At 71.4% G+C, this 19,963-nt stretch carries 15 protein-coding genes; 8 read left to right on the top strand and 7 right to left on the bottom strand.

The features are described 5' to 3' along the window. The first annotated feature begins 24 nt into the window (after positions 1-24). The 3 genes from O5O46_RS02620 (at position 25) to O5O46_RS02630 (ending at position 4,192) form a co-directional block, all read left to right on the top strand. Complete coding sequence (locus tag O5O46_RS02620) at positions 25-1,275, top strand: amino acid deaminase (protein WP_269853535.1); 1,251 nt, start codon at positions 25-27, stop codon at positions 1,273-1,275. Positions 1,276-1,338: 63 nt separating this feature from the next. Further along, positions 1,339-2,970 carry an N-acyl-D-amino-acid deacylase family protein gene (locus tag O5O46_RS02625; protein WP_269853536.1) on the top strand — a complete coding sequence of 544 codons (1,632 nt, stop codon included), beginning with the start codon at positions 1,339-1,341 and terminating at the stop codon, positions 2,968-2,970. A 10-nt stretch (positions 2,971-2,980) separates the two neighbouring features. After that, complete coding sequence (locus O5O46_RS02630) at positions 2,981-4,192, top strand: pyridoxal phosphate-dependent aminotransferase (RefSeq protein ID WP_269853901.1); 1,212 nt, start codon at positions 2,981-2,983, stop codon at positions 4,190-4,192. A gap of 138 nt (positions 4,193-4,330) precedes the next feature. Here the strand turns inward: O5O46_RS02630 and O5O46_RS02635 are convergent, their stop codons facing one another. After that, the gene (locus tag O5O46_RS02635; RefSeq protein ID WP_269853537.1) at positions 4,331-6,142 is read right to left on the bottom strand and encodes a phosphoenolpyruvate carboxykinase (GTP); all 1,812 of its coding nucleotides are present in this window, start codon (positions 6,140-6,142) and stop codon (positions 4,331-4,333) included. A gap of 234 nt (positions 6,143-6,376) precedes the next feature. Here O5O46_RS02635 and trhA point away from each other — a divergent pair, with 234 nt between their 5' ends. Next, complete coding sequence (gene trhA / locus O5O46_RS02640) at positions 6,377-7,072, top strand: PAQR family membrane homeostasis protein TrhA (protein WP_269853538.1); 696 nt, start codon at positions 6,377-6,379, stop codon at positions 7,070-7,072. A 229-nt stretch (positions 7,073-7,301) separates the two neighbouring features. After that, positions 7,302-7,931, top strand: a complete 630-nt coding sequence (locus O5O46_RS02645; RefSeq protein WP_269853539.1) for an acyl-CoA-like ligand-binding transcription factor — start codon at positions 7,302-7,304, stop codon at positions 7,929-7,931. A gap of 77 nt (positions 7,932-8,008) precedes the next feature. On the opposite strand, the gene O5O46_RS02650 is transcribed toward O5O46_RS02645, so the two are convergent. Beyond that, the gene (locus tag O5O46_RS02650) at positions 8,009-10,030 is read right to left on the bottom strand and encodes a thioredoxin domain-containing protein (RefSeq protein ID WP_269853540.1); all 2,022 of its coding nucleotides are present in this window, start codon (positions 10,028-10,030) and stop codon (positions 8,009-8,011) included. A gap of 94 nt (positions 10,031-10,124) precedes the next feature. Between O5O46_RS02650 and O5O46_RS02655 the strand changes: the two genes are divergently transcribed. Then, entirely contained in the window at positions 10,125-13,337 is a 3,213-nt protein-coding gene (locus O5O46_RS02655) for a tetratricopeptide repeat protein (protein ID WP_269853541.1), read from the top strand. Between the two features lie 838 nt (positions 13,338-14,175). On the opposite strand, the gene O5O46_RS02660 is transcribed toward O5O46_RS02655, so the two are convergent. Together O5O46_RS02660 and mca are read right to left on the bottom strand one after the other, a co-directional pair. Continuing rightward, positions 14,176-14,385, bottom strand: coding sequence for a hypothetical protein (locus tag O5O46_RS02660; protein ID WP_269853542.1), 210 nt, complete (start codon positions 14,383-14,385; stop codon positions 14,176-14,178). A gap of 3 nt (positions 14,386-14,388) precedes the next feature. Beyond that, positions 14,389-15,264, bottom strand: coding sequence for a mycothiol conjugate amidase Mca (mca, locus tag O5O46_RS02665; RefSeq protein ID WP_269853543.1), 876 nt, complete (start codon positions 15,262-15,264; stop codon positions 14,389-14,391). 125 nt (positions 15,265-15,389) lie between these two features. Between mca and O5O46_RS02670 the strand changes: the two genes are divergently transcribed. Both O5O46_RS02670 and greA read left to right on the top strand, forming a co-directional pair. Next, the gene (locus tag O5O46_RS02670) at positions 15,390-15,800 is read left to right on the top strand and encodes a DUF4307 domain-containing protein (protein ID WP_269853544.1); all 411 of its coding nucleotides are present in this window, start codon (positions 15,390-15,392) and stop codon (positions 15,798-15,800) included. Between the two features lie 224 nt (positions 15,801-16,024). Then, complete coding sequence (gene greA / locus O5O46_RS02675; RefSeq protein ID WP_269853545.1) at positions 16,025-16,525, top strand: transcription elongation factor GreA; 501 nt, start codon at positions 16,025-16,027, stop codon at positions 16,523-16,525. A 92-nt stretch (positions 16,526-16,617) separates the two neighbouring features. Here the strand turns inward: greA and O5O46_RS02680 are convergent, their stop codons facing one another. The 3 genes from O5O46_RS02680 to ilvA form a co-directional block, all read right to left on the bottom strand. Next, the gene (locus O5O46_RS02680; protein ID WP_269853546.1) at positions 16,618-17,478 is read right to left on the bottom strand and encodes an ABC transporter permease; all 861 of its coding nucleotides are present in this window, start codon (positions 17,476-17,478) and stop codon (positions 16,618-16,620) included. Next, complete coding sequence (locus O5O46_RS02685; RefSeq protein WP_269853547.1) at positions 17,475-18,491, bottom strand: ATP-binding cassette domain-containing protein; 1,017 nt, start codon at positions 18,489-18,491, stop codon at positions 17,475-17,477. Before O5O46_RS02685 ends, O5O46_RS02680 begins: the two co-directional genes overlap by 4 nt. A gap of 236 nt (positions 18,492-18,727) precedes the next feature. Beyond that, complete coding sequence (gene ilvA / locus O5O46_RS02690) at positions 18,728-19,945, bottom strand: threonine ammonia-lyase (protein WP_269853548.1); 1,218 nt, start codon at positions 19,943-19,945, stop codon at positions 18,728-18,730. Between the last annotated feature and the right edge of the window lie 18 nt (positions 19,946-19,963).

A 19,963-nucleotide genomic window follows, 5' to 3' on the forward strand; every position in this document is an offset into this window, starting at 1 on the left:
GCAACAGCACCTCCGGGAGGGCGGATGCACGTCGAGGAGTTGTCCGAGGAGCGGATCGACCACCGCTTCAAAGGGCTGCCGCCGGACGCCGAGGGGCTCACGGTCGGCGAGTTGGCGGCCGAGCGCCGCTCCGTCTTCGACGGCGGATTCACCACCCCGGTCCTCACCCTCTCGGCGCCCGCGCTGGAGCACAACCTGGCGCAGTTGGAGGAGTACTCCGACAAGCACGGCCTGGCGTTCGCCCCGCACGGCAAGACCTCGATGGCACCGCAGCTGTTCGCCCGCCAACTCGACCGCGGTTCCTGGGGGATCACTGCGGCGACCCCGAGCCATGTACGGGTGTACCGGGCGTTCGGGGTGCAACGGATCTTCCTGGCCAACGAGTTGGTGGACGCGGCGGCGCTGCGCTGGCTGTCCGGCGAGCTGGCCGCCGACCCCGACTTCCGCTTCGTCGCGTATGTGGACTCGGTACGCGGCGTGGAGCTGATGGACGCCGCGCTGACGCACCGGGTCGACGTGGTGGTCGAGTTGGGCGCGCCGGGGGCCCGCACCGGAGTGCGCGACGAACCCGCGGCGCACCAGGTCGCCGAGGCGGTGGCCGCGGCCCGCCATCTGCGGCTGGTCGGGGTGGCCGGTTACGAGGGCGAACTCCCGGACAAGACCGAGGAGACGGTGACGGCGTGGCTGCGCCAGCTGGTGGCGCTGGCCCGGGAGCTGGACGCGCGGGGGCGGTTCGCCCAGGCGGACGAGATCGTGCTGAGCGCGGGCGGCAGCGCGTGGTTCGACTCGGTGGCGGAGGTCTTCTCGACGGTCGCGGCCGACGACTTCTCCCGGCCGGTGCTGAAGCTGCTGCGCTCGGGCGCGTACGTGACCCACGACGACGGCCACTACCGGCGGATCACGCCGTTCCACGGCCGGGTCGAGGGCTCGCTGCGGCCCGCGTTCCGGCTGTGGGCGCAGGTGGTGTCCCAGCCGGAACCGGGGCTGGCGGTGGTCAACGCGGGCAAGCGCGACGTGCCCTACGACCTGGACCTGCCGGAACCCCAGGTGGTGCGGACGGCGTCCGGGGTGGAGCGTGCCGCGACCGGGATGCGGGTGACCAGACTGGCCGACCAGCACGCGTTCGTCGCCCTGGAGGAGGGCGCGCGGGTCGAGGTCGGGGACTGGGTGGGGCTGGGGCTGTCGCATCCGTGCACCACGTTCGACAAGTGGCAGCTGATTCCGCTGGTCGAACAGGACGGGACGGTCGTGGACTTCGTCCGCACGTTCTTCTAGGAGGTTCTCCCCCGCCGCAGCCGGCCGGGCGAGCCGTAAACCATCGACGAGCGGAAGGCCGAAGTGGACACCGTACTCCGCGACGTCACCGTCATAGACGGCACCGGAAGTGCCCCGTACCGCGCCGACGTTGCCCTGGCCGAAGGCCGCATCGCGGAGATCCACCGGGAGCGGGCGGCCGGAACCCGCCCCTCGGCCCGAACCGTCGTGGAAGGCGGGGGCCTCGCCCTCGCCCCCGGCTTCATCGACATGCACGCGCACAGCGACCTCGCCCTGCTGCGCGACCCGGAGCACACCGCGAAGGCCGCCCAGGGCGTGACCCTCGAAGTCCTCGGCCAGGACGGCCTGTCGTACGCCCCGGTGGACGACCGCACCCTCGACGAGGTCAGACGGCAGATCACCGGCTGGAACGGCGACGGATCCGGCGTCGACTTCGACTGGCGCACCGTCGGCGAGTACCTGGACCGCCTGGACCGGGGCATCGCGGTCAACGCCGCGTACCTCGTCCCGCAGGGCACCGTCCGTATGCTTGCGGTCGGTTGGGAGGACCGTCCGGCCGCCCCGGCCGAACTGGCCGAGATGCGACGGCTGGTGGCCGACGGCATGGCGCAGGGCGCGATGGGCATGTCGTCGGGGCTGACGTACACGCCGGGGATGTACGCGCCGACGAGCGAACTCACCGAACTGTGTCGGGTGGTGGCCGGGTTCGGCGGCTACTACTGCCCGCACCACCGCAGTTACGGCGCGGGCGCCCTGGAGGCGTACGCGGAGATGGTCGCGCTGTGCCGGGAGGCGGGCTGTGCGCTCCATCTCGCCCACGCCACCATGAACTTCGACGTCAACAAGGGCCGCGCCGCCGAACTGCTGGCACTGCTGGACGCCGCGCTGGCCGAGGGCGCCGACATCACGCTGGACAGCTATCCGTACCTGCCGGGCTGCACCACCCTGGTGGCGTTGCTGCCGAGTTGGGCGAGCGAGGGCGGCCCGGGGGCCACCCTGCGGCGGCTGCGCGACGAGACGGCCTCGGCGCGGATCCGGCACGCCCTGGAGCGGGAGGGCTCGGACGGCTGCCACGGGGTGCCGATCGACTGGGACCGCGTCGAGGTCTCCGGGGTGTCGGATCCCGCGCTGTCCGGGCACGTCGGCCGGACCATCGCGCACACCGCCCGGCTGCGCGGCGAGGCCCCGTTCACCACGGCCCGTGAGCTGCTGCTCGCCGACCGGCTGGGGACCACGGTCCTCCAGCACGTCGGCGACGAGGAGAACGTCCGGACGATCATGAGGCACCGGATCCACACGGGCGGCAGCGACGGCATCCTGATGGGCGACAAGCCGCATCCGCGCGCGTACGGCACGTTCCCGCACTACCTGGGGCGGTACGTGCGGGAGCTGGGGGTGCTCTCGCTCCAGGAGTGCGTGGCCCATCTGACCGGCCGCCCGGCCGCCCGGCTCGGTCTGCCCGACCGCGGCCTGGTCCGTCAGGGGTACCGCGCTGACCTGGTCCTCTTCGACCCGCAGACGGTGGCCGCGGGCGCCACGTTCGACCGCCCGAGGACACTGCCGACCGGCATCCCCCATGTGCTGGTGGACGGCCGGTTCGTGATCAGGGAGGGCCGCAGGACAGATGTGCTGGCGGGCCGTTCGGTACGTCGACGTGGCGAAAAACACCGAGCGGGCGGTGAAGGGTGGTCGTAGGGTGACCGACATGCAGGTGATCCAGTCGACGAAGCTCGCGAATGTCTGTTACGAGATCCGGGGACCGGTTCTCGAAGAGGCGATGCGGCTTGAGGCGGCGGGTCACCGCATCCTCAAGCTCAACACCGGCAACCCGGCGCCGTTCGGCTTCGAGTGCCCGCCGGAGATCCTTGAGGACATGCTGCGCTCGCTCGGCGACGCGCACGGCTACGGCGACGCCAAGGGCCTGCTGTCCGCGCGGCGCGCGGTGATGCAGCACTACCAGACCAAGGGCATTCAGCTCGACGTCGAGGACGTCTACCTCGGCAACGGCGTCTCCGAACTGATCCAGATGTCCATGCAGGCGCTGCTGGACGACGGCGACGAGGTGCTGGTCCCGGCTCCGGACTACCCGCTGTGGACCGCCTCCGTATCGCTGGCGGGCGGCACGGCCGTGCACTACCGCTGCGACGAGCAGGCCGACTGGATGCCGGACCTGGCCGACATCGAGCGCAAGGTCACCGACCGCACCAAGGCGATCGTGGTGATCAACCCGAACAACCCGACCGGCGCGGTCTACGACGACGAGCTGATGCGCGGCATCACCGACATCGCCCGCCGCCACCGACTGATCATCTGCTCCGACGAGATCTACGACAAGATCCTCTACGACGGCGCCACCCACACCCCGACCGCCGCCATCGCACCCGACCTGCTGACGCTGACCTTCAACGGTCTGTCCAAGGCGTACCGGGTGGCGGGCTACCGCAGCGGCTGGATGGCGGTGTGCGGTCCCAAGGGGCACGCCGAGAGCTACATCGAGGGCCTGACGATCCTGGCGAACATGCGGCTGTGCGCCAACATGCCCGCCCAGCACGCCATCGCCACCGCGCTCGGCGGCCACCAGTCGATCAACTCGCTGGTGCTGCCCGGCGGCCGGCTGCTCGCCCAGCGCGACGCGGCGTACCAGGCGCTCACCGCGATCCCGGGCGTGACCTGCGTGAAGCCGAAGGGCGCGCTGTACGCGTTCCCGAAGCTCGACCCCAAGGTCTACAAGATCAAGGACGACCGGCAGATGGTCCTCGACCTGCTGCGGGCCGAGAAGATCATGATCGTGCACGGGTCGGGCTTCAACTGGCCTGAGCCCGACCACTTCCGCATCGTCACACTGCCGCGCGCCGAGGACCTGACGGATGCGATCGAACGCATCGGGCGTTTCCTCGACGGCTACGGCCAGCACTGAGACGTTGAGGGGCGCGGGGAACTGCGCGCTCAGCCCCCACCGGCGGGCGGTCGAAAATCGACCGTAGGTCCCCTGGCCGGTGGCCAACGACAGGTTCGTCGTGGCTGGTCGCGCAGTTCCCCGCGCCCCTTCGGAGCGTTACCCGAGGCGCTGTACCAGCGCCCGGTACTCGTCCCACAGCTCCTTCGGCGTGTGGTCTCCGAAGGTCTCCAGGTGCTGCGGGATCAGCCCGGCCTCCTCGCGCCACACTTCGGCGTCCACGGTGAGCAGCAGGTCGAGGTCGGCGTCGGAGATCTTCAGACCCTCGGTGTCCAGGGCCGCCTTGGTCGGCAGCACGCCGATCGGGGTCTCGACGCCCTCGGCCTCACCGTTCAGCCGCTCGACGATCCACTTCAGCACCCGGCTGTTCTCACCGAAGCCCGGCCAGACGAACTTGCCGTCGGCGTCCTTGCGGAACCAGTTGACGTAGTAGATCTTCGGCAGCTTGTCCGCGTCGTGCGTCTGGCCGACCTTGACCCAGTGGCCGAAGTAGTCGCCCATGTTGTAGCCGCAGAACGGCAGCATCGCGAACGGGTCGCGGCGCAGCTCGCCGACCTTGCCCTCGGCGGCGGCGGTCTTCTCGGAGGCCACGTTGGCGCCCAGGAAGACACCGTGCTGCCAGTCGAACGACTCGGTCACCAGCGGTACGGCGGACGCGCGGCGGCCGCCGAAGAGGATCGCCGAGATCGGCACGCCCTTGGGGTCCTCCCACTCGGGCGCGATGATCGGGCACTGCGAAGCGGGCACCGTGAAGCGGGCGTTGGGGTGCGCGGCCGGGGTGCCGGACTCCGGCGTCCAGGCGTTGCCCTTCCAGTCGGTGAGGTGGGCGGGGGCCTCCTCGGTCATGCCCTCCCACCACACGTCGCCGTCGTCGGTGAGCGCGACGTTGGTGAAGACCGAGTTGCCGTACATGGTCTTCATGGCGTTGGCGTTGGTGTGCTCGCCGGTGCCGGGTGCGACGCCGAAGAAGCCCGCCTCGGGGTTGATCGCGTAGAGGCGGCCGTCCTCGCCGAACCGCATCCAGGCGATGTCGTCGCCGATGGTCTCCACCGTCCAGCCGGGGATCGTCGGCTCCAGCATGGCGAGGTTGGTCTTGCCGCAGGCGCTCGGGAACGCGGCGGCCACGTACTTCGGCTGGCCCTTCGGCGGGGTGAGCTTGAGGATCAGCATGTGCTCGGCCAGCCAGCCCTCGTCCCGGGCCATGACCGAGGCGATGCGCAGCGCGTAGCACTTCTTGCCCAGCAGCGCGTTGCCGCCGTAGCCGGAGCCGTAGGACCAGATCTCGCGGGACTCGGGGAAGTGCGAGATGTACTTGGTGGGGTTGCACGGCCACGGCACGTCGGCCTGGCCCGGCTCCAGCGGGGCGCCGAGGGTGTGCACGGCCTTGACGAAGAAGCCGTCCTCGCCGAGTTCGTCCAGCACGGCTTGGCCCATGCGGGTCATGGTGCGCATGGAGACGGCGACGTAGGCGGAGTCGGTGATCTCCACGCCGAGTGCGGACAGCGGCGAGCCGAGCGGGCCCATGCAGAACGGGACGACGTACATCGTTCGGCCGCGCATCGAGCCGCGGAACAGCCCCTGGTCACCCTGGAAGATCTCCCGCATCTCGGCGGGGTCCTTCCAGTGGTTGGTCGGACCGGCGTCCTCCTCGTTCTCGGAGCAGATGAAGGTCCGGTCCTCGACACGGGCGACGTCGGTCGGGTCGGAGGCCGCGTAGTACGAGTTGGGGCGCTTGACCGGGTCGAGCCGCTTGAACGTTCCCTTGGCGACGAGTTCGCCGCACAGGCGCTGGTACTCCTGCTCGGAGCCGTCGCACCACACGATCTCGTCGGGTTCGGTGAGGGCGGCGATCTCGCCGACCCATGCGATCAGTTCCTGGTGTTCGGTGGGAGCCGCATTGCCGCGCGCCACGATCGCTCCGTTCCGCCGGACGCGCACACGTCCAGCGTCAGATGTTGAGGGTTGTGGAGTTGGGCCCCTTGGGGGCTGCGACCCGGACGCCTGCTCATCCGGTGCCGACCGCACTCATATGAGTGTCCGCGCGTGACCGGTGATCTGTCCAGGGCTCCAGTAGTGAGCATTGCCACTTCCAGTCCGTTTTATTACCTGGGCGTAACCTACGGTCCCGTAGGTAGCATGGCGGCCATGACCGCCGCCGATGAGACCAGCACCGCCGTACCGGCGGCCAAGGGTCCCCATCTCCCAGCCATCAAGCCGAAGTTGCGTGGCTGGCTGCACGCCGGGATGTTCCCGGCGACACTCGTCGCGGGCGTGACGCTCACCGCGCTCGCCGACAGCCCGCGCGGGCGGATCGCCTGCGCGGTCTACACCCTGACCGCGTGTCTGCTGTTCGGGGTCAGCGCGCTCTACCACCGGGGCGACTGGACGCCGAGGGTGTCGGCGGTACTGCGCCGACTCGACCACGCCAACATCTTCCTGATCATCGCGGGCACCTACACCCCGCTGGCGATCCTGCTGCTGCCCAACGGAACGGCGACCGCGCTGCTGTGGTTCGTCTGGGCGGGCGCGCTGGCCGGGATACTCTTCCGGGTCTTCTGGGTGAGCGCGCCACGCTGGCTCTATCTGCCCTGCTACCTGGCGCTCGGCTGGGCCGCGATCTTCTTCCTGCCCGACTTCCTGCGCACCGGCGGCGTCGCGGTCCTGGTCTGCGTCACGGTCGGCGGCCTGCTCTACAGCGCGGGCGGGGTGATCTACGGGATCAAGCGGCCCAACCCGTCGCCCCGCTGGTTCGGCTTCCACGAGGTCTTCCACTCGTTCACGCTGGCCGCGTTCATCGTCCACTACGTAGGCATCTCACTGGTGGCGTACACGCACTCGTAAGTCCGCTACGACACACCACCCGGCCCCCGGTACGGCCTTCCGCACCGGGGGCTTTCGCATGCCTGGAAAGGTGGCTACTCCCTTTTGAGAGCAGTTACCACTTGGCCCGGACCGGTGGCGCGATCGGGGTGGCGCTGCTGGTCGCGGCGTTCCCGCCGGGCGCGCAGCGAACGGAAGCGTCCGTTCGGGACATGGCCCTGGGCAGCGTGGATGCCCGACAATGAGCCGCATGGCACCCGCAACGACCCCTGCCGCCGCCCAGCCCAGCCTGCGTGAGCGCAAGAAGACCAAGACCCGTCAGGCGATCCGGCACGCCGCCTACCGTCTCTTCGGGCAGCAGGGGTACGACGCGACCACCGTCGAGCAGATCGCGGCCGCCGCCGAGGTCTCACCCAGCACGTTCTTCCGGTACTTCCCGACGAAGGAGGACGTCGTACTCACCGACGAGTACGAGCCGCTGATGGAGGCGGCGCTGCTTGAGCGGCCCGCCGACGAACCCGTCCTGGAGTCGCTGCGGCACGCCACCGTCGGCCTGCTCCGCCAGATGTTCGCGGAGGGCGGCCGGGACCGCGAGGAGATCCTGCAACGCCTGCGGCTGAGCCGCGAGGTACCGGCCATCCGCGCTCGGATGAGCGAGAACCTGTCCGACAGCTGCCAGACGATGGGGGCCGTGCTGGCCAAGCGGCGCGGCCGCGACCCGAAGGACCTGGAGATCCGCGTCATGGTCGGCGCGGTGGTCGGCGCCTGGCAGGAGGCGCTGATGCACTGGGTCGAGAACGACAGCCAGGAGGACCTGCCGGATCTGCTGGGACGGACCTTGGCCATCCTGGCGGATGGCCTGGGCGGTTCCGGCGCGTAGGGCCGTGCGGGCCAGGTCGCGGTCGGTTCGGCGAGCCCGCGGCGGCGGAGCCGGTCCAACCGCGGCCCGCAGCCGCGTCAGCGGAGTTGTTCGCTCAGCCGGGACGGGTCCGTCGTCGGGGCCTCGCAGACGAACCTGCGGCAGACGTACGCCGCCGGGCGGCCGTCCACGAGTGGGCGGTCGCGCAGCAGTGGGAACTCCTCGCCGCCCGGCTCGCCGCAGGCCACCACGGCGCCCGGCGCGGTGCCCACCAGCGCGGCGCGGTGCAGGTCGCGGGTGGCCGAGGACCGCGTCGGCCCCACCACCGCCACCTCGCGGGGGCCGTCCAGGGCTGCCTCAGCGACCGCCAGGCCCCAGCCGATGAACCGCGGCGCCCGCGCCGCCAACGCGCCCACCACGCCCAACGTCCGCTCGGCGGCCGTCCGGTGCTCCGCCGAGCCGGTGTACGCGGCGTACGACAGCAGCGCACCGGCCGCCGCCGTCCAGCCGGAGGGCGCCGCGCTGTCCGTGGGGTCCTGCGGCCTGCGGATCAGCGTCTCCGCGTCGTCCGCGGTGTCGTAGAGCGTGCCGTCACCGCCCGTGAAGTGCCGTAGCACGGTGTCCAGCAGCAGACCGGCGAACTCCAGCCACACCCCCTCGCCGGTCACCGCGGCCAGGGCGAGGAAGCCCTCGGAGACGTCCGCGTAGTCCTCCAGGACGCCCGCGTTCGCCCCGGCCGCCCCGTCCCGCGAAGTGCGGGCCAGCCGCCCGTGCGCGTCCATGTGCACCCGCACCAGGAGGTCAGCCGCGTCCAGCGCGGCCGCCACCAGGTCAGGGCGGTCGAAGTAGGCGCCGGTCTCGGCGAGGGCGGCGACGGCCAGACCGTTCCAGGCGGCCACCACCTTGTCGTCCCGGCCGGGCCGGGGCCGCCGCGCCCGCGCCGCCGACAGCCGCTCCCGGATGGTGGCGATCCGCTCCCCGGACGCCAACTCGCCGTCCACCAGCCGCAGTACGGACGCGCCCTCCTCGAAACTGCCCTCCGGCGTCACCCCGTAGTACCGGGCGGCGAACTCGGCGTCCTCCTCGCCCAGCACCTCACGCAGTTCGTCAACGGTCCACACGTAGTAGGCGCCTTCGCCGTGCGTGCCGTCGGCGCGGGCGCTGTCCGCGTCCAGCGCGGAGGCGAACCCGCCCTCCTGGGTGCGCAGTTCACCGACCAGGAAGTCGGCGGTCTCCAGCGCCACCCGGCGCGCCAGGTCGGAGCCGGTCGCCCGCCACAGATGGGCGTAGACCCGGCACAGCAGCGCGTTGTCGTACAGCATCTTCTCGAAGTGCGGCACGGTGAACGTACGGTCGACCGCGTAGCGGGCGAATCCCCCGCCGAGTTGGTCGTAGATCCCGCCGCGCGCCATCGCCTCGCAGGTGTCGGCCGCCATCTGCAACGCGGCCTCGGAACCGGTGCGCGCGTGGTGCCGCAGCAGGAACTCCAGCACCATGGACGGCGGGAACTTCGGCGCGCCGCCGAACCCGCCGTACGTGGCGTCGTACTCCCGGGTCAGCTCCAGCAGCGCGGCGTGCAGCTCGGCCTCCCCGGGCGCGGGTGCCCTGCCGTAGTCGAGCTGACGTCCAGACAACTCCCGTACGATCCGCGCCGCGACCTCGCCGACCTCGTCCCGCCGGTCCCGCCACGCGGCCCGTACGCCCTCCAGCACCTGCCGGAAGCCGGGCATGCCGTGCCGGGGCTCGGGCGGGAAGTAGGTGCCGAAGTAGAACGGCTCGCCGTCCGGTGTCAGGAACACCGTCATCGGCCAACCGCCCTGCCCGGTCGCCGCCTGTACGGCCTCCATGTAGACCGCGTCGACGTCCGGCCGCTCCTCCCGGTCCACCTTCACCGGGACGAAGTGCTCGTTCAGCATCGCCGCGGTCCGCTCGTCCTCGAACGACTCGGCGGCCATCACATGGCACCAGTGGCAGCTCGAGTACCCCACGCTGAGCAGCACCGGCACGCCGCGCCGTCGGGCCTCGGCGAAGGCCTCCTCGGTCCACGGCCACCAATCAACAGGGTTGTCGGCGTGCTGAAGGAGGTAGGGAGAGGTCGAGCGGCTGAGTCGATTGGCCATGTACCCACCCTCACACATCCCGCCGCGCTCAGGCGCGCGACCAGGCGCGCAGGCGGACGCCGAGCGATACGCACACCAAAAAGGGGGAAGAACGGTGAACCAACCCACACCGACCGCCGGGGGACCGCCCGCGCTCAGCGCACCGGACCGCGCGGAGGCCGAGCGGCTGCTCCAGCGCGCCGTCACCGAGGAGACCCAGCGCGCCACCCGCTCCAAGCGCCAGGTGGATGCCGGCGCGCTGCTGGAGCGCGGGCGGGCCGCGCTCGACGACATCGCGGCGAACGCCGCCGAGGAGTACGCCGCGTACCGGCGCGCCACCGAGGCCGGGCCCGCCGCACCACGCTCCGGCACTGCGGGGGCGCCCGCGCTGCTGGCCGGCGTGGGCGGGGCCACCGCGTTCGCCGTCGACCTCGGGCAGGGGCTGTCGGCGGGCGCCTCTCTGGTGACCGGGGTCGCGGTGGCCGTGGCGGCGGGAGTGGCCAGCGGTGCCAGGTCGTTCGTCCAGGGGCGCGGTGGCGAGCAGGCCGCCGACGTCGAGCAGTTGCGGCAGCAGTGGCTGGTGGCGCTGGAGCGACGCGGGGTGCGACCGTTCCTGGAGCAGCAGCGGGTGGCGCCGCCCGCCACACCGATACTGAAGAAGACCGCAAAGTCCCCCGTACCAGCACAGGCCAAGCGGAGCGACCGCAGCGCCGCCGCCCGGCAACGCTCCCTGCTCGCCCAGTCGTTCGACCTGCTGCCGCAGGGCGAAGGGCCGTTCACCGGACGGCGCGGCCATCTCTCGCAGATCAGCCAGTGGGTGCAGCAGGCCCGCGCCGCCATCGAGACCAAGCCGACGGTGGTGATGCTCTGCGGCCCGACGGGCTCCGGCCGCAGCGCGCTCGCGGTGCGCGCCGCCCAGCAGTTGAAGGACCAGTTCCGGGGTGCGTGCCTGGTCCCGCTGCGCGGCGGCGCGGTGGACGCACCGCCGCTGACCACCAGGGAAGCGCTGCTGCACATCCTCAACCGGCTCGGCGCGCCCCGCGAGCAGCTGCTGTTCCGCGAGCGGCCCAACCAGGAGCAGCACCTGCGCCGGTTGAGCGAGCAGTACCAGAAGCACCTCACCGACGTACCCGCGGTGATCATCCTCGATGACGCCTCCGACGCCGAACAGGTGCGCACGCTCATCCCGGAGCGCTCCGAGAGCCTGATCCTGGTGACCTCGGCCGCGCCGCTGGACCTCGGTTCCACCTCCGCTCGGGTGCACACCCTGCCGGTCGAGGCGCTGGACGAGCCGGACGCCCGGGAACTGCTGCGGGAGTTGGCGGGTGACGGCGTTCCGGACGACCCGCAATCCGCCGAACGGGTGTGGCAGTTGTGCGGCGGGTTGCCGCTGGCACTGACCATCGCCGGTTCCTCGCTGGGCGCGCGGACGCTGCGCGGGCTCGCCGACGACCTCGACGCGTACGGGCCGGTCGATCCGCTGGAGCGGGCGCTCGCGCTGCGCTACCACGACCTGTCCGAGGTCTCCCGCCGTCTGCTGCGCCGCCTGGCGCTCGCCGGAAGGGCCAGCCTGGGCGCGGCGGCCGCCGGCGCGCTGCTGGCCACCGACGAGAAGGAAGCAGCGCGCAGGCTTGAGGAGTTGGCCCACGCCGGGCTGATCGAGCACGTGCGGGGCGGCCGCTACCGGCTGCACGACATGGTGCGCGGCTTCGCGCAGGCCAGGCTGCTGGACGAGGAGGAACCGGGCGAGCACAGCGCCGCGCAGGAGAGGCTGATCCGCACCTACTCGGAGCTGGCCGACTCGGTGATCCGGCTGGTCGACGGCAAGACCTCCACCCGCGCCGACTCGTTCGTCAAGGGCGCGGTCGGCTCGCACGGCTTCCGCTCGCTGGACCAGGCGCTGCGCTGGCTGGACGACGAGTCCGGTTTCATCACGGCGACGGTGCGCGGCGCGGAGGGCGTGGACCAGGCGGCGGTGCTGCATCTGCTGGGCGCACTGTGCGACTACTGCCTGCTGCGCGGCGACCTCTACCGGCTGGGCGAGATCAGCGAGTTGACGCAGGAGGTCGACCAGGGGCTGCTGGTGCGCTCGGTGCAGTGGCGGACCGGTATCGCGGCCCGGCAGCTCGGTGAGCTGGACCGGGCGCGCTCCACCCTGACGTCGGTGGTCAACCTGTACTTCGAGGCCCAGCATCCGGCGGGCGCCGCCCGCGCCCTGTGCAGCCTCGGCATCACCCTGCACCACCAGGGCAACCTGCGGGAGGCGGCGGCCAAGCTCGGCGAGGCGCTGGAGTTGCAGAACACCGACGCGCTGCGCGGCGACCGCGCCTGGACCCAGCACGCCCTGGCGGCTGTGCTGCGCGACCAGGGCCAGGTCGAGGAGGCACGTGAACTGCTGCTGACCGCACTGGAGTTGCACCAGGAGAGCGAGAGCGTGCACGGGCAGGCGTGGGCGCACATGCAGCTCGGGCAGGCCTATCTGCAACTCGGTGACGTGGACCGCGCGGAGGAGGCGCTGCACGAGGCGCTACGGGAGTACGAGGTCACCCACGACCAGCGCGGCACCGCCTGGACGTTGACCCAGCTGGCCCGCGCCCTGCTGGTGCGGGGCGCGGCGGCGGAGGCCGTACAGGCGCTGCACGAGGCGCTGGGCAGGCACCGGGAGAACGAGGACGCGCGCGGCGAGGCGTGGACGCTGTACTACCTGGGCCAGGCTCAGGAGGAGGCGGACGACGCGGACGCGGCACTGCGCTCGCTGGAGCGGGCCCGCACCATGTTCAACCGGATGCGCGACGTGTACGGGCTGGCCTGCGCCCGCCACCACTCCGCCCGGCTCACCCGCGACCAGCGCGCCAAGCAGGTCGGCAACCTGCGCAACAGCGGCTTCGCCCGGCAGCTGTTGCAGGACGCCAGGCAGGACTTCCACAAGGTGGGCGTCCCGCACGGCGAGGCGTGGTCCTGCCTGGAGCTCGCGGTGATCGACGCCGGTAACGGCCGGATCCCGGAGGCGCTGGAGCTGACCGAGGAGGCCGGGCGGCTGTTCGTCACCATCGGGGACCGCCGGGGCGAGGACTGGGCCCGCTTCCTGCGCTGCACGCTGCTGCCGCTGCTGTCCGAGTCCGGCTCGAAGGCCGCCCAGGACGACCTGGCCACCCTCCTGTCCACAACCCACGAGGGCCGCGACCCCGACCTGGAGGAGTACGCCCAGGCCTGGGCCCTGATCCTGCAACGCGGCCTCCACCCAGGCGAGCCCTGGGAAGTCTGGCGCCTGGGCATGACCCCGACCCGCGCATCCCGCGACCGCTTGTCCCTGACCCCAACGGCGTAGTACGAGCGCGGGGCCCCCTGCACGGGAAGGCGCAGGGGGCGCGGCCCCCGGCGTAAGGAGGCCCGGGGGCGCGGCCCCCTGCGCAGGGAGGCCCGGGGCGCGCAGCCCCGGGCAAGTGGAGTCGACAGGCGCAGCCCCCGGCTCGGTAGGTCCAAAAGCCCGGCGCCGACGCGGGGGTCCGGGGCGCAGCCCCACCGCGCGAGGGTCCGAGGCGCAGTCCCGCGCGAGGCGGTCCGAGAAGCTCAGCGTCCACGCAGGGGGTCCGGGGCGCAGCCCCACACGAGGGTCCGGGCGCAACCCCGCCGCGCGAGGCGGACCGAGAAGCCCAGCGTCCACGCAGGGGTCCGGGGCGCAGCCCCACGCGAGGGTCCGGATCGCACCTCGCCGCGCGAGGCGGTCCGAAAGGCCCAGCGCCCACGCAGGCGTCCGGGGGTGCAGCCCCGCGCAGGGGGCCTGGGGTGAGCCCCGCCGTGCGAGGCGGTCCGAGAAACCCAGCGCCCACGCAGGGGGTTCGGGGCGCAGCCCCGTCACGCGCGAGAGGGTCCGGGGCGCAACCCCGCCGTGCGAGGCGGTCCGAGAAACCCGGCGCCCACGCAGGGGGTTCGGGGCGCAGCCCCGCCAAGCGAAGGAGTCCGCGTCGCAGCCCACGCAGGGTCCGAGAAACCCAGCGCCGACGCAGGGTCCGGAGCGCAGCCCCACCGCGCGAGGGAGCCCGGGCCACAGCCCCGCCACGCCGAGGGGGTCTGGGGCGCAGCCCCGCCGGGGTCTGGGGCGCGGCCCCGCGCGGGGGTCCGGGGCGCAGCCCCGCAGGGGGTCCGGGGGGCCTGGCCCCCCGGGCCTAGTCCTGCTGCTTCGAGGAGGGCGCCTCCTCGAAGTCAATCTTCTGGAACTGCTTGTTCATGCTCTTCATCAGCAGCCACACGGCCGTCCCGATCGCCGCGAAGACGACGAACCCGATCAGGCCCGGCGTCACCTTGTTCTGGTCGAAGTCGGCGAGCTGCGTCAGATGCGCGGCCGCCGGAGCCAAGGAAGCGTTCACGAGAGCCATTGTCTACCCCGCCTCGCGGACGCCCGCAAAGAGGTCCGATTCCGGCAATGTGGTGTCCACCCGGGACCGCGCCAGCTCGTAGTCCTCGGTCGGCCAGATCTCCTTCTGCGCGTCCATCGGCACGTGGAACCAGAACCCGTCGGGGTCGATCTGCGTGGCGTGCGCCAGCAGCGCCTTGTCCCGGATCTCGAAGAAGTCGGCGCACGGCACGTAGGTGGTGATCTCCCGGTCCGGCCGGTCCATCTTCTCCCACCGCTCCAGCCACTCCCCGTACGGCGACTCCAGGCCGCGGGCCAGCAGCCCCTCGTGCAGGGCGACGGTACGAGCCCGGTTGAAACCCTGGTTGTAGTAGAGCTTCAGCGGCGTCCACGGCTCACCCGCGTCCGGGTAGCGCTCCGGATCCCCGGCCGCGTCGAAGGCCACCATCGAGATCTTGTGGGTCATGATGTGGTCGGGGTGCGGGTAACCCCCGTTCTCGTCATATGTGGTGATCACATGCGGCCGGAACTCACGGATCAGCTTGACCAGCTCGCCCGCGGCCTCCTCCACGTCCTGCAGCGCGAAGCAGCCCTCCGGCAGCGGCGGCAGCGGGTCGCCCTCGGGCAGCCCGGAGTCCACGAAACCGAGCCAGGCCTGCTTGACGCCCAGGATCTGCCGGGCCTCGTCCATCTCCTTGGCCCGAACCTCGTGGATGTGCTCCTCGATGTAGGGGTCACCCTGGAGCTTGGGGTTCAGCACGGAACCGCGCTCGCCACCGGTACAGGTGGCCACCAGCACGTCCACGCCTTCGGACACGTACTTGGCCATCGTCGCCGCGCCCTTGCTGGACTCGTCGTCGGGATGCGCGTGCACGGCCATCAGTCGCAGCTGATCGGTCAAGGCAGAGGTCCTTACGGTGAAGGATGGGCTACGGGAGTGGGGGTCGGTAGGTCTAGCGACGCCCTCTATAGTGACCGACGCGGGGGCGTGAATAATTCCGTGGCCCCTTCGCTGGAGGATCGATCATGAGCGCGGTGCGCGACCGGTTGCCCGAGGGGCGTTACGGGCGCGCCGACAGTGCGGCCACCGACCGGCGGTTGAAGCTGCTCGGCGCGGTGCTGGGCGGGGCGCTGGCGGTCGGCCTGGGCATCGGTGGCTGGTGGTACCTGTCCACCAACACCGTCAGCGGCCAGGTCGTCACCTTCGAGGTTCTCTCCGACAGCGCGGTGCGGGCCCATCTGGAGGTCCACAAGGACAGCGGGCAGACCGCCGTGTGCACCCTGCGCTCGCAGGCCGCGGACCAGTCCGAGGTGGGCCGCAGGGACGTGACGGTCGGCGGCTCAGCGACCACGGTGGACACCACCGTGACGATCCGCACCACGGCCCGCGGAACCACCGCGGAACTCCTCAGCTGCAAGGCCGCTGACCAGCACTGACGCCCTCGGTTCCGAGAGGGCGCCGAGGGGAATTTAACGGCTTCCTTCTCCCGGTCGTCGGCGGTAATTGTTACGCTCGTGGTTTCGCCCGTCCGCACGGCCGCAGGCCGTCGGAAGGGCGTTAAGTGCATCTGGAACCAGCTGGAACGAGCCGGAGCCAGGCAGTAGGACTGAAGACAAGCAGCACAAGTAAGCAGCAAGCCGAGTACCGACGAGGAGCACCCGTGACCCAGACCAGCGACAACGTCACCTGGCTCACCCAGGAGGCGTACGACCAGCTCAAGGCCGAGCTGGAGCACCTGTCGGGTCCCGCCCGCGCCGAGATCGTGGCCAAGATCGAGGAAGCCCGCCAGGAGGGCGACCTGAAGGAGAACGCCGGATACCACGCCGCGCGCGAGGACCAGGGCAAGCTGGAGCTGCGGATCCGCCAGCTGACCCAGCTGCTCCAGCACGCGAAGGTCGGCGAGGCGCCCGCGGACAACGGCGTGGTCGCGCCCGGCATGGTGGTCACGATCGCCTTCGACGGCGACCCCGACGACACCGAGACCTTCCTGCTGGGCTCCCGCGAGGGCATCTCCTCCGACGTCGAGACCTACTCGCCGCAGTCCCCGCTGGGCGCGGCGGTCAACGGCAAGAAGGCCGGTGACGACGCCGAGTACGAACTGCCGAACGGCAGGAAGGCGTCGGTGAAGATCCTGTCCGCCAAGCCGTACGGCGCGGCCTGAGCCGCGTCTCCTGAGCACGACGAAGCCCCCGGACCCCCCGTGCGGTCCGGGGGCTTCGCGCTTGAGCGGCCCCGAAGGAACCCCCGAGGGGATCAGGCCGTCGCCGAGCGGTACTTGCGCACCGCGAGCGTGCGGAACACCGCGATGATCAGCAGCGACCACAGCAGCGACGCCAGCGCGGGATGCTCCATGGGCCAGGCGTGCGAGACCGCGCCCCGCGGGTTGCCGAACAGTTGGCGGGCCGCCTGCACGGTGGCGCTGAACGGGTTCCAGTCGGCCACGTGCCGCAGGAACGCGGGCATGTTGCTGGTCGGCACGAACGCGTTCGAGACGAACGTCAACGGGAACAGCCAGATCAGCCCGCCGGAGGTGGCCGCCTCCGGTGTCCGTACCGAAAGCCCGATCAGCGCGCCGATCCACGAGAACGCGTACCCGAGCAGGAGCAGCAGCCCGATCGCGGCCAGCGCCTTGGGGAAGCCGTCGTGGATCCGCCAGCCGACGATGACCGCCACCACGACCAGCACCAGCACGGTCAGCGCCGTCTGCACCAGGTCCGCCAGCGTGCGCCCGGTGAGCACCGCGCCACGGGACATCGGCAGCGAACGGAACCTGTCGATCAGCCCCTTGTGCATGTCGTCGGCGATGCCCGCGCCCGCGCCCGCCGTGGCGAACGTCACCGTCTGCGCGAAGATGCCCGCCATCAGGTACTCGCGGTAGACGGACGGGTCGTTGCCGGGATGCCCCGGCACCGGGATCGCGCCGCCGAAAACATAGCTGAACAGCACCACGAACATGATGGGCTGGATCAGCCCGAAGATGACCACCTCGGGTATCCGCACCATGCGGATCAGGTTCCGCTTGGCGACCACCAGGGAGTCGCGTGCGGCCTGGGCCGGGCCGCCGGAGGGGCGCGGCGCGCGGCTGTGGCTGAAGGTCTCTGCGGGGGCGGTCACTTCGCGGCCTCCTCGGCTCGGTGCGCGGCGGGGCCTTCGGCGTCTGTGGCCGCGGCGTCCTGCGCGGCATGGCCGGTGAGGGCGAGGAAGACGTCGTCGAGGGTGGGGCGGCGCAGTCCTATGTCGTCTATCTCTATGCCGTGGGTGTCGAGTTCGCGGATGACCTCCGCGAGGAGCTTGGCACCGCCGGCGACCGGGGCGGTGACCCGCCGGGTGTGCCGATCGACCGTGACCTCGGCCTTGTTGAGCCCCCTCGCGCTGTGCTTCCGCAGGATCGCCGTCGCCCGGTCGATCATCTCCGGTGCCTGGACGACGACTTCGACGCGTTCGCCGCCGGTGCGGGCCTTGAGTTGGTCGGAGGTGCCGCGTGCGATGACCCGGCCGTGGTCGATCACCGCGATGTCGTGCGCGAGGTTGTCGGCCTCCTCCAGGTACTGCGTGGTGAGCAGCAGCGTGGTCCCGCCGGAGACCAACTCCTTGATCACTTCCCACAGTTGCTGGCGGTTGCGCGGGTCGAGGCCGGTGGTCGGCTCGTCCATGAACATCACCGGCGGCTGCACGACGAGGGCGGCGGCCAGGTCGAGCCGGCGGCGCATGCCGCCGGAGTACGTCTTGGCGGGCCGGTCGGCGGCGTCGGAGAGGTTGAAGCGGTCCAGCAGTTCACCGGCGCGGACTTTGGCGGCCTTGGCGCTCATCTGGTAGAGCTGGCCGACCATTCGGAGGTTCTCCCGGCCGGTGAGGTACTCGTCGACCGCGGCGAACTGGCCGGACAGGCCGATGGACCGGCGCACTTCGTTGGGGTGCTTGAGGACGTCGATGCCCGCCACCTCGGCACGGCCGCCGTCCGGCCGCAGCAACGTGGTCAGGACCCTTACGGCAGTGGTCTTCCCGGCGCCGTTGGGGCCGAGGAGACCGAGCACGGTGCCTTCCGGGACGTCGAGGTCGACGCCGTCCAGCGCCCGTACCTCGCCGAAGGTCTTCACCAGACCTTCGGCATAAATGGCACCTGGCATAGGAGTTACTCCCTGGGTGTGGGCTACGTATTCGGCGCTGTACGTGGCGAACCGGGCGCTCCGTCGCGCACGGCGGCATCGGTGGCCGCCATGGCGATATGTGCCACCATCGCCCGGAATTCCGGGCATCGCGACCCGGCATGGCAGCATTGCGATGCATCGCGAGTATTCCAGCTCGCGATATATCGCGTCAACCCATCGTGTTCTCGGCGCGCGTACGCGACCCCACCTTGAGCTCAGCCGATGACGGTGTACCCCGCCTCGCCCAGCGCCTCGGCCACCCGCGCGCAGTGCTCCGGCCCCTTCGTCTCCAGATGCAGCTCCACCTCCGCCTCCGTGAGCCCCAGCCGCGGATCGGTCCGCACATGGCTCACGTCCAGGACGTTAGCGTCCACCTCTGACAACACCCCCAGGAGCGTCGCCAACGCCCCCGGACTGTCGGTGAGTCGCAACCGCAGCGACAGATACCGCCCGGCCGCCGCCATGCCGTGGGTCAGGATCCGCTGCATCAGCAACGGGTCCACGTTCCCGCCGGACAGCACCGCGACCACCGGCCCCTCGAAGGCCTCCGGCTCGCTGAGCAGCGCCGCCACCGGGCTCGCCCCAGCGGGCTCCACCACCAGCTTCGCCCGCTCAAGGCAGAGCAGCAGCGCCCGGGACAACGCGTCCTCGGAGACCGTGCGCACCTCGTCCACCAGTTCGCCGACTATCCGGAACGGCACGTCCCCCGGCCGCCCGACCCGGATACCGTCGGCCATGGTCACCGGAGCGTCGACGGCCACCGGCCGCCCGGCCGCCAGCGAGGGCGGATACGCCGCCGCGCCCGCCGCCTGCACCCCCACCACCCGTACGTCCGGCCGCAGCGCCTTGACCGCCACCGCGATCCCGGCGACCAGACCGCCTCCGCCGACGCCCACCACGATGGTGCGCACCTCCGGGCACTGCTCCAGGATCTCCAGGCCCACCGTGCCCTGCCCGGCCACCACGTCGGCGTGGTCGAAGGGATGGATGAAGACGGCGCCGGTGACGCTCGCGTACTCCTGCGCGGCGCGCAGCGTCTCGTCCACCACCTGCCCCTGCAGCCGGACTTCGGCGCCGTAGTCGCGGGTGGCCGCCACCTTCGGCAGCGGGGCGCCGACCGGCATGAAGACGGTGGCCCGCACCCCGAGCAGCGCGGCGGCCAGCGCCACCCCCTGCGCGTGGTTGCCCGCGCTGGCCGCCACCACACCGGCCGCCCGTTCCTGTTCCGACAGGCCCGCGATCCGCACATAGGCGCCGCGCAACTTGAACGAACCGGTTCGTTGCAGGTTTTCGCACTTGAGGTGGACCGGCGCGCCGACGAGGGCGGACAGATGCCGGCTGCCCTCCAACGCGGTCACCCGGGCCACGCCCGACAGCGTCTTCTGGGCGTTGCGCACGTCGTCGAGAGTGACGGAAGCAGACTTGTCGACCATGCGGCCAAGCATCGCACC

It is taken from the genome of Streptomyces sp. RPT161, assembly GCF_027533845.1.
GTDB lineage: Bacteria > Actinomycetota > Actinomycetes > Streptomycetales > Streptomycetaceae > Streptantibioticus_A > Streptantibioticus_A silvisoli_A.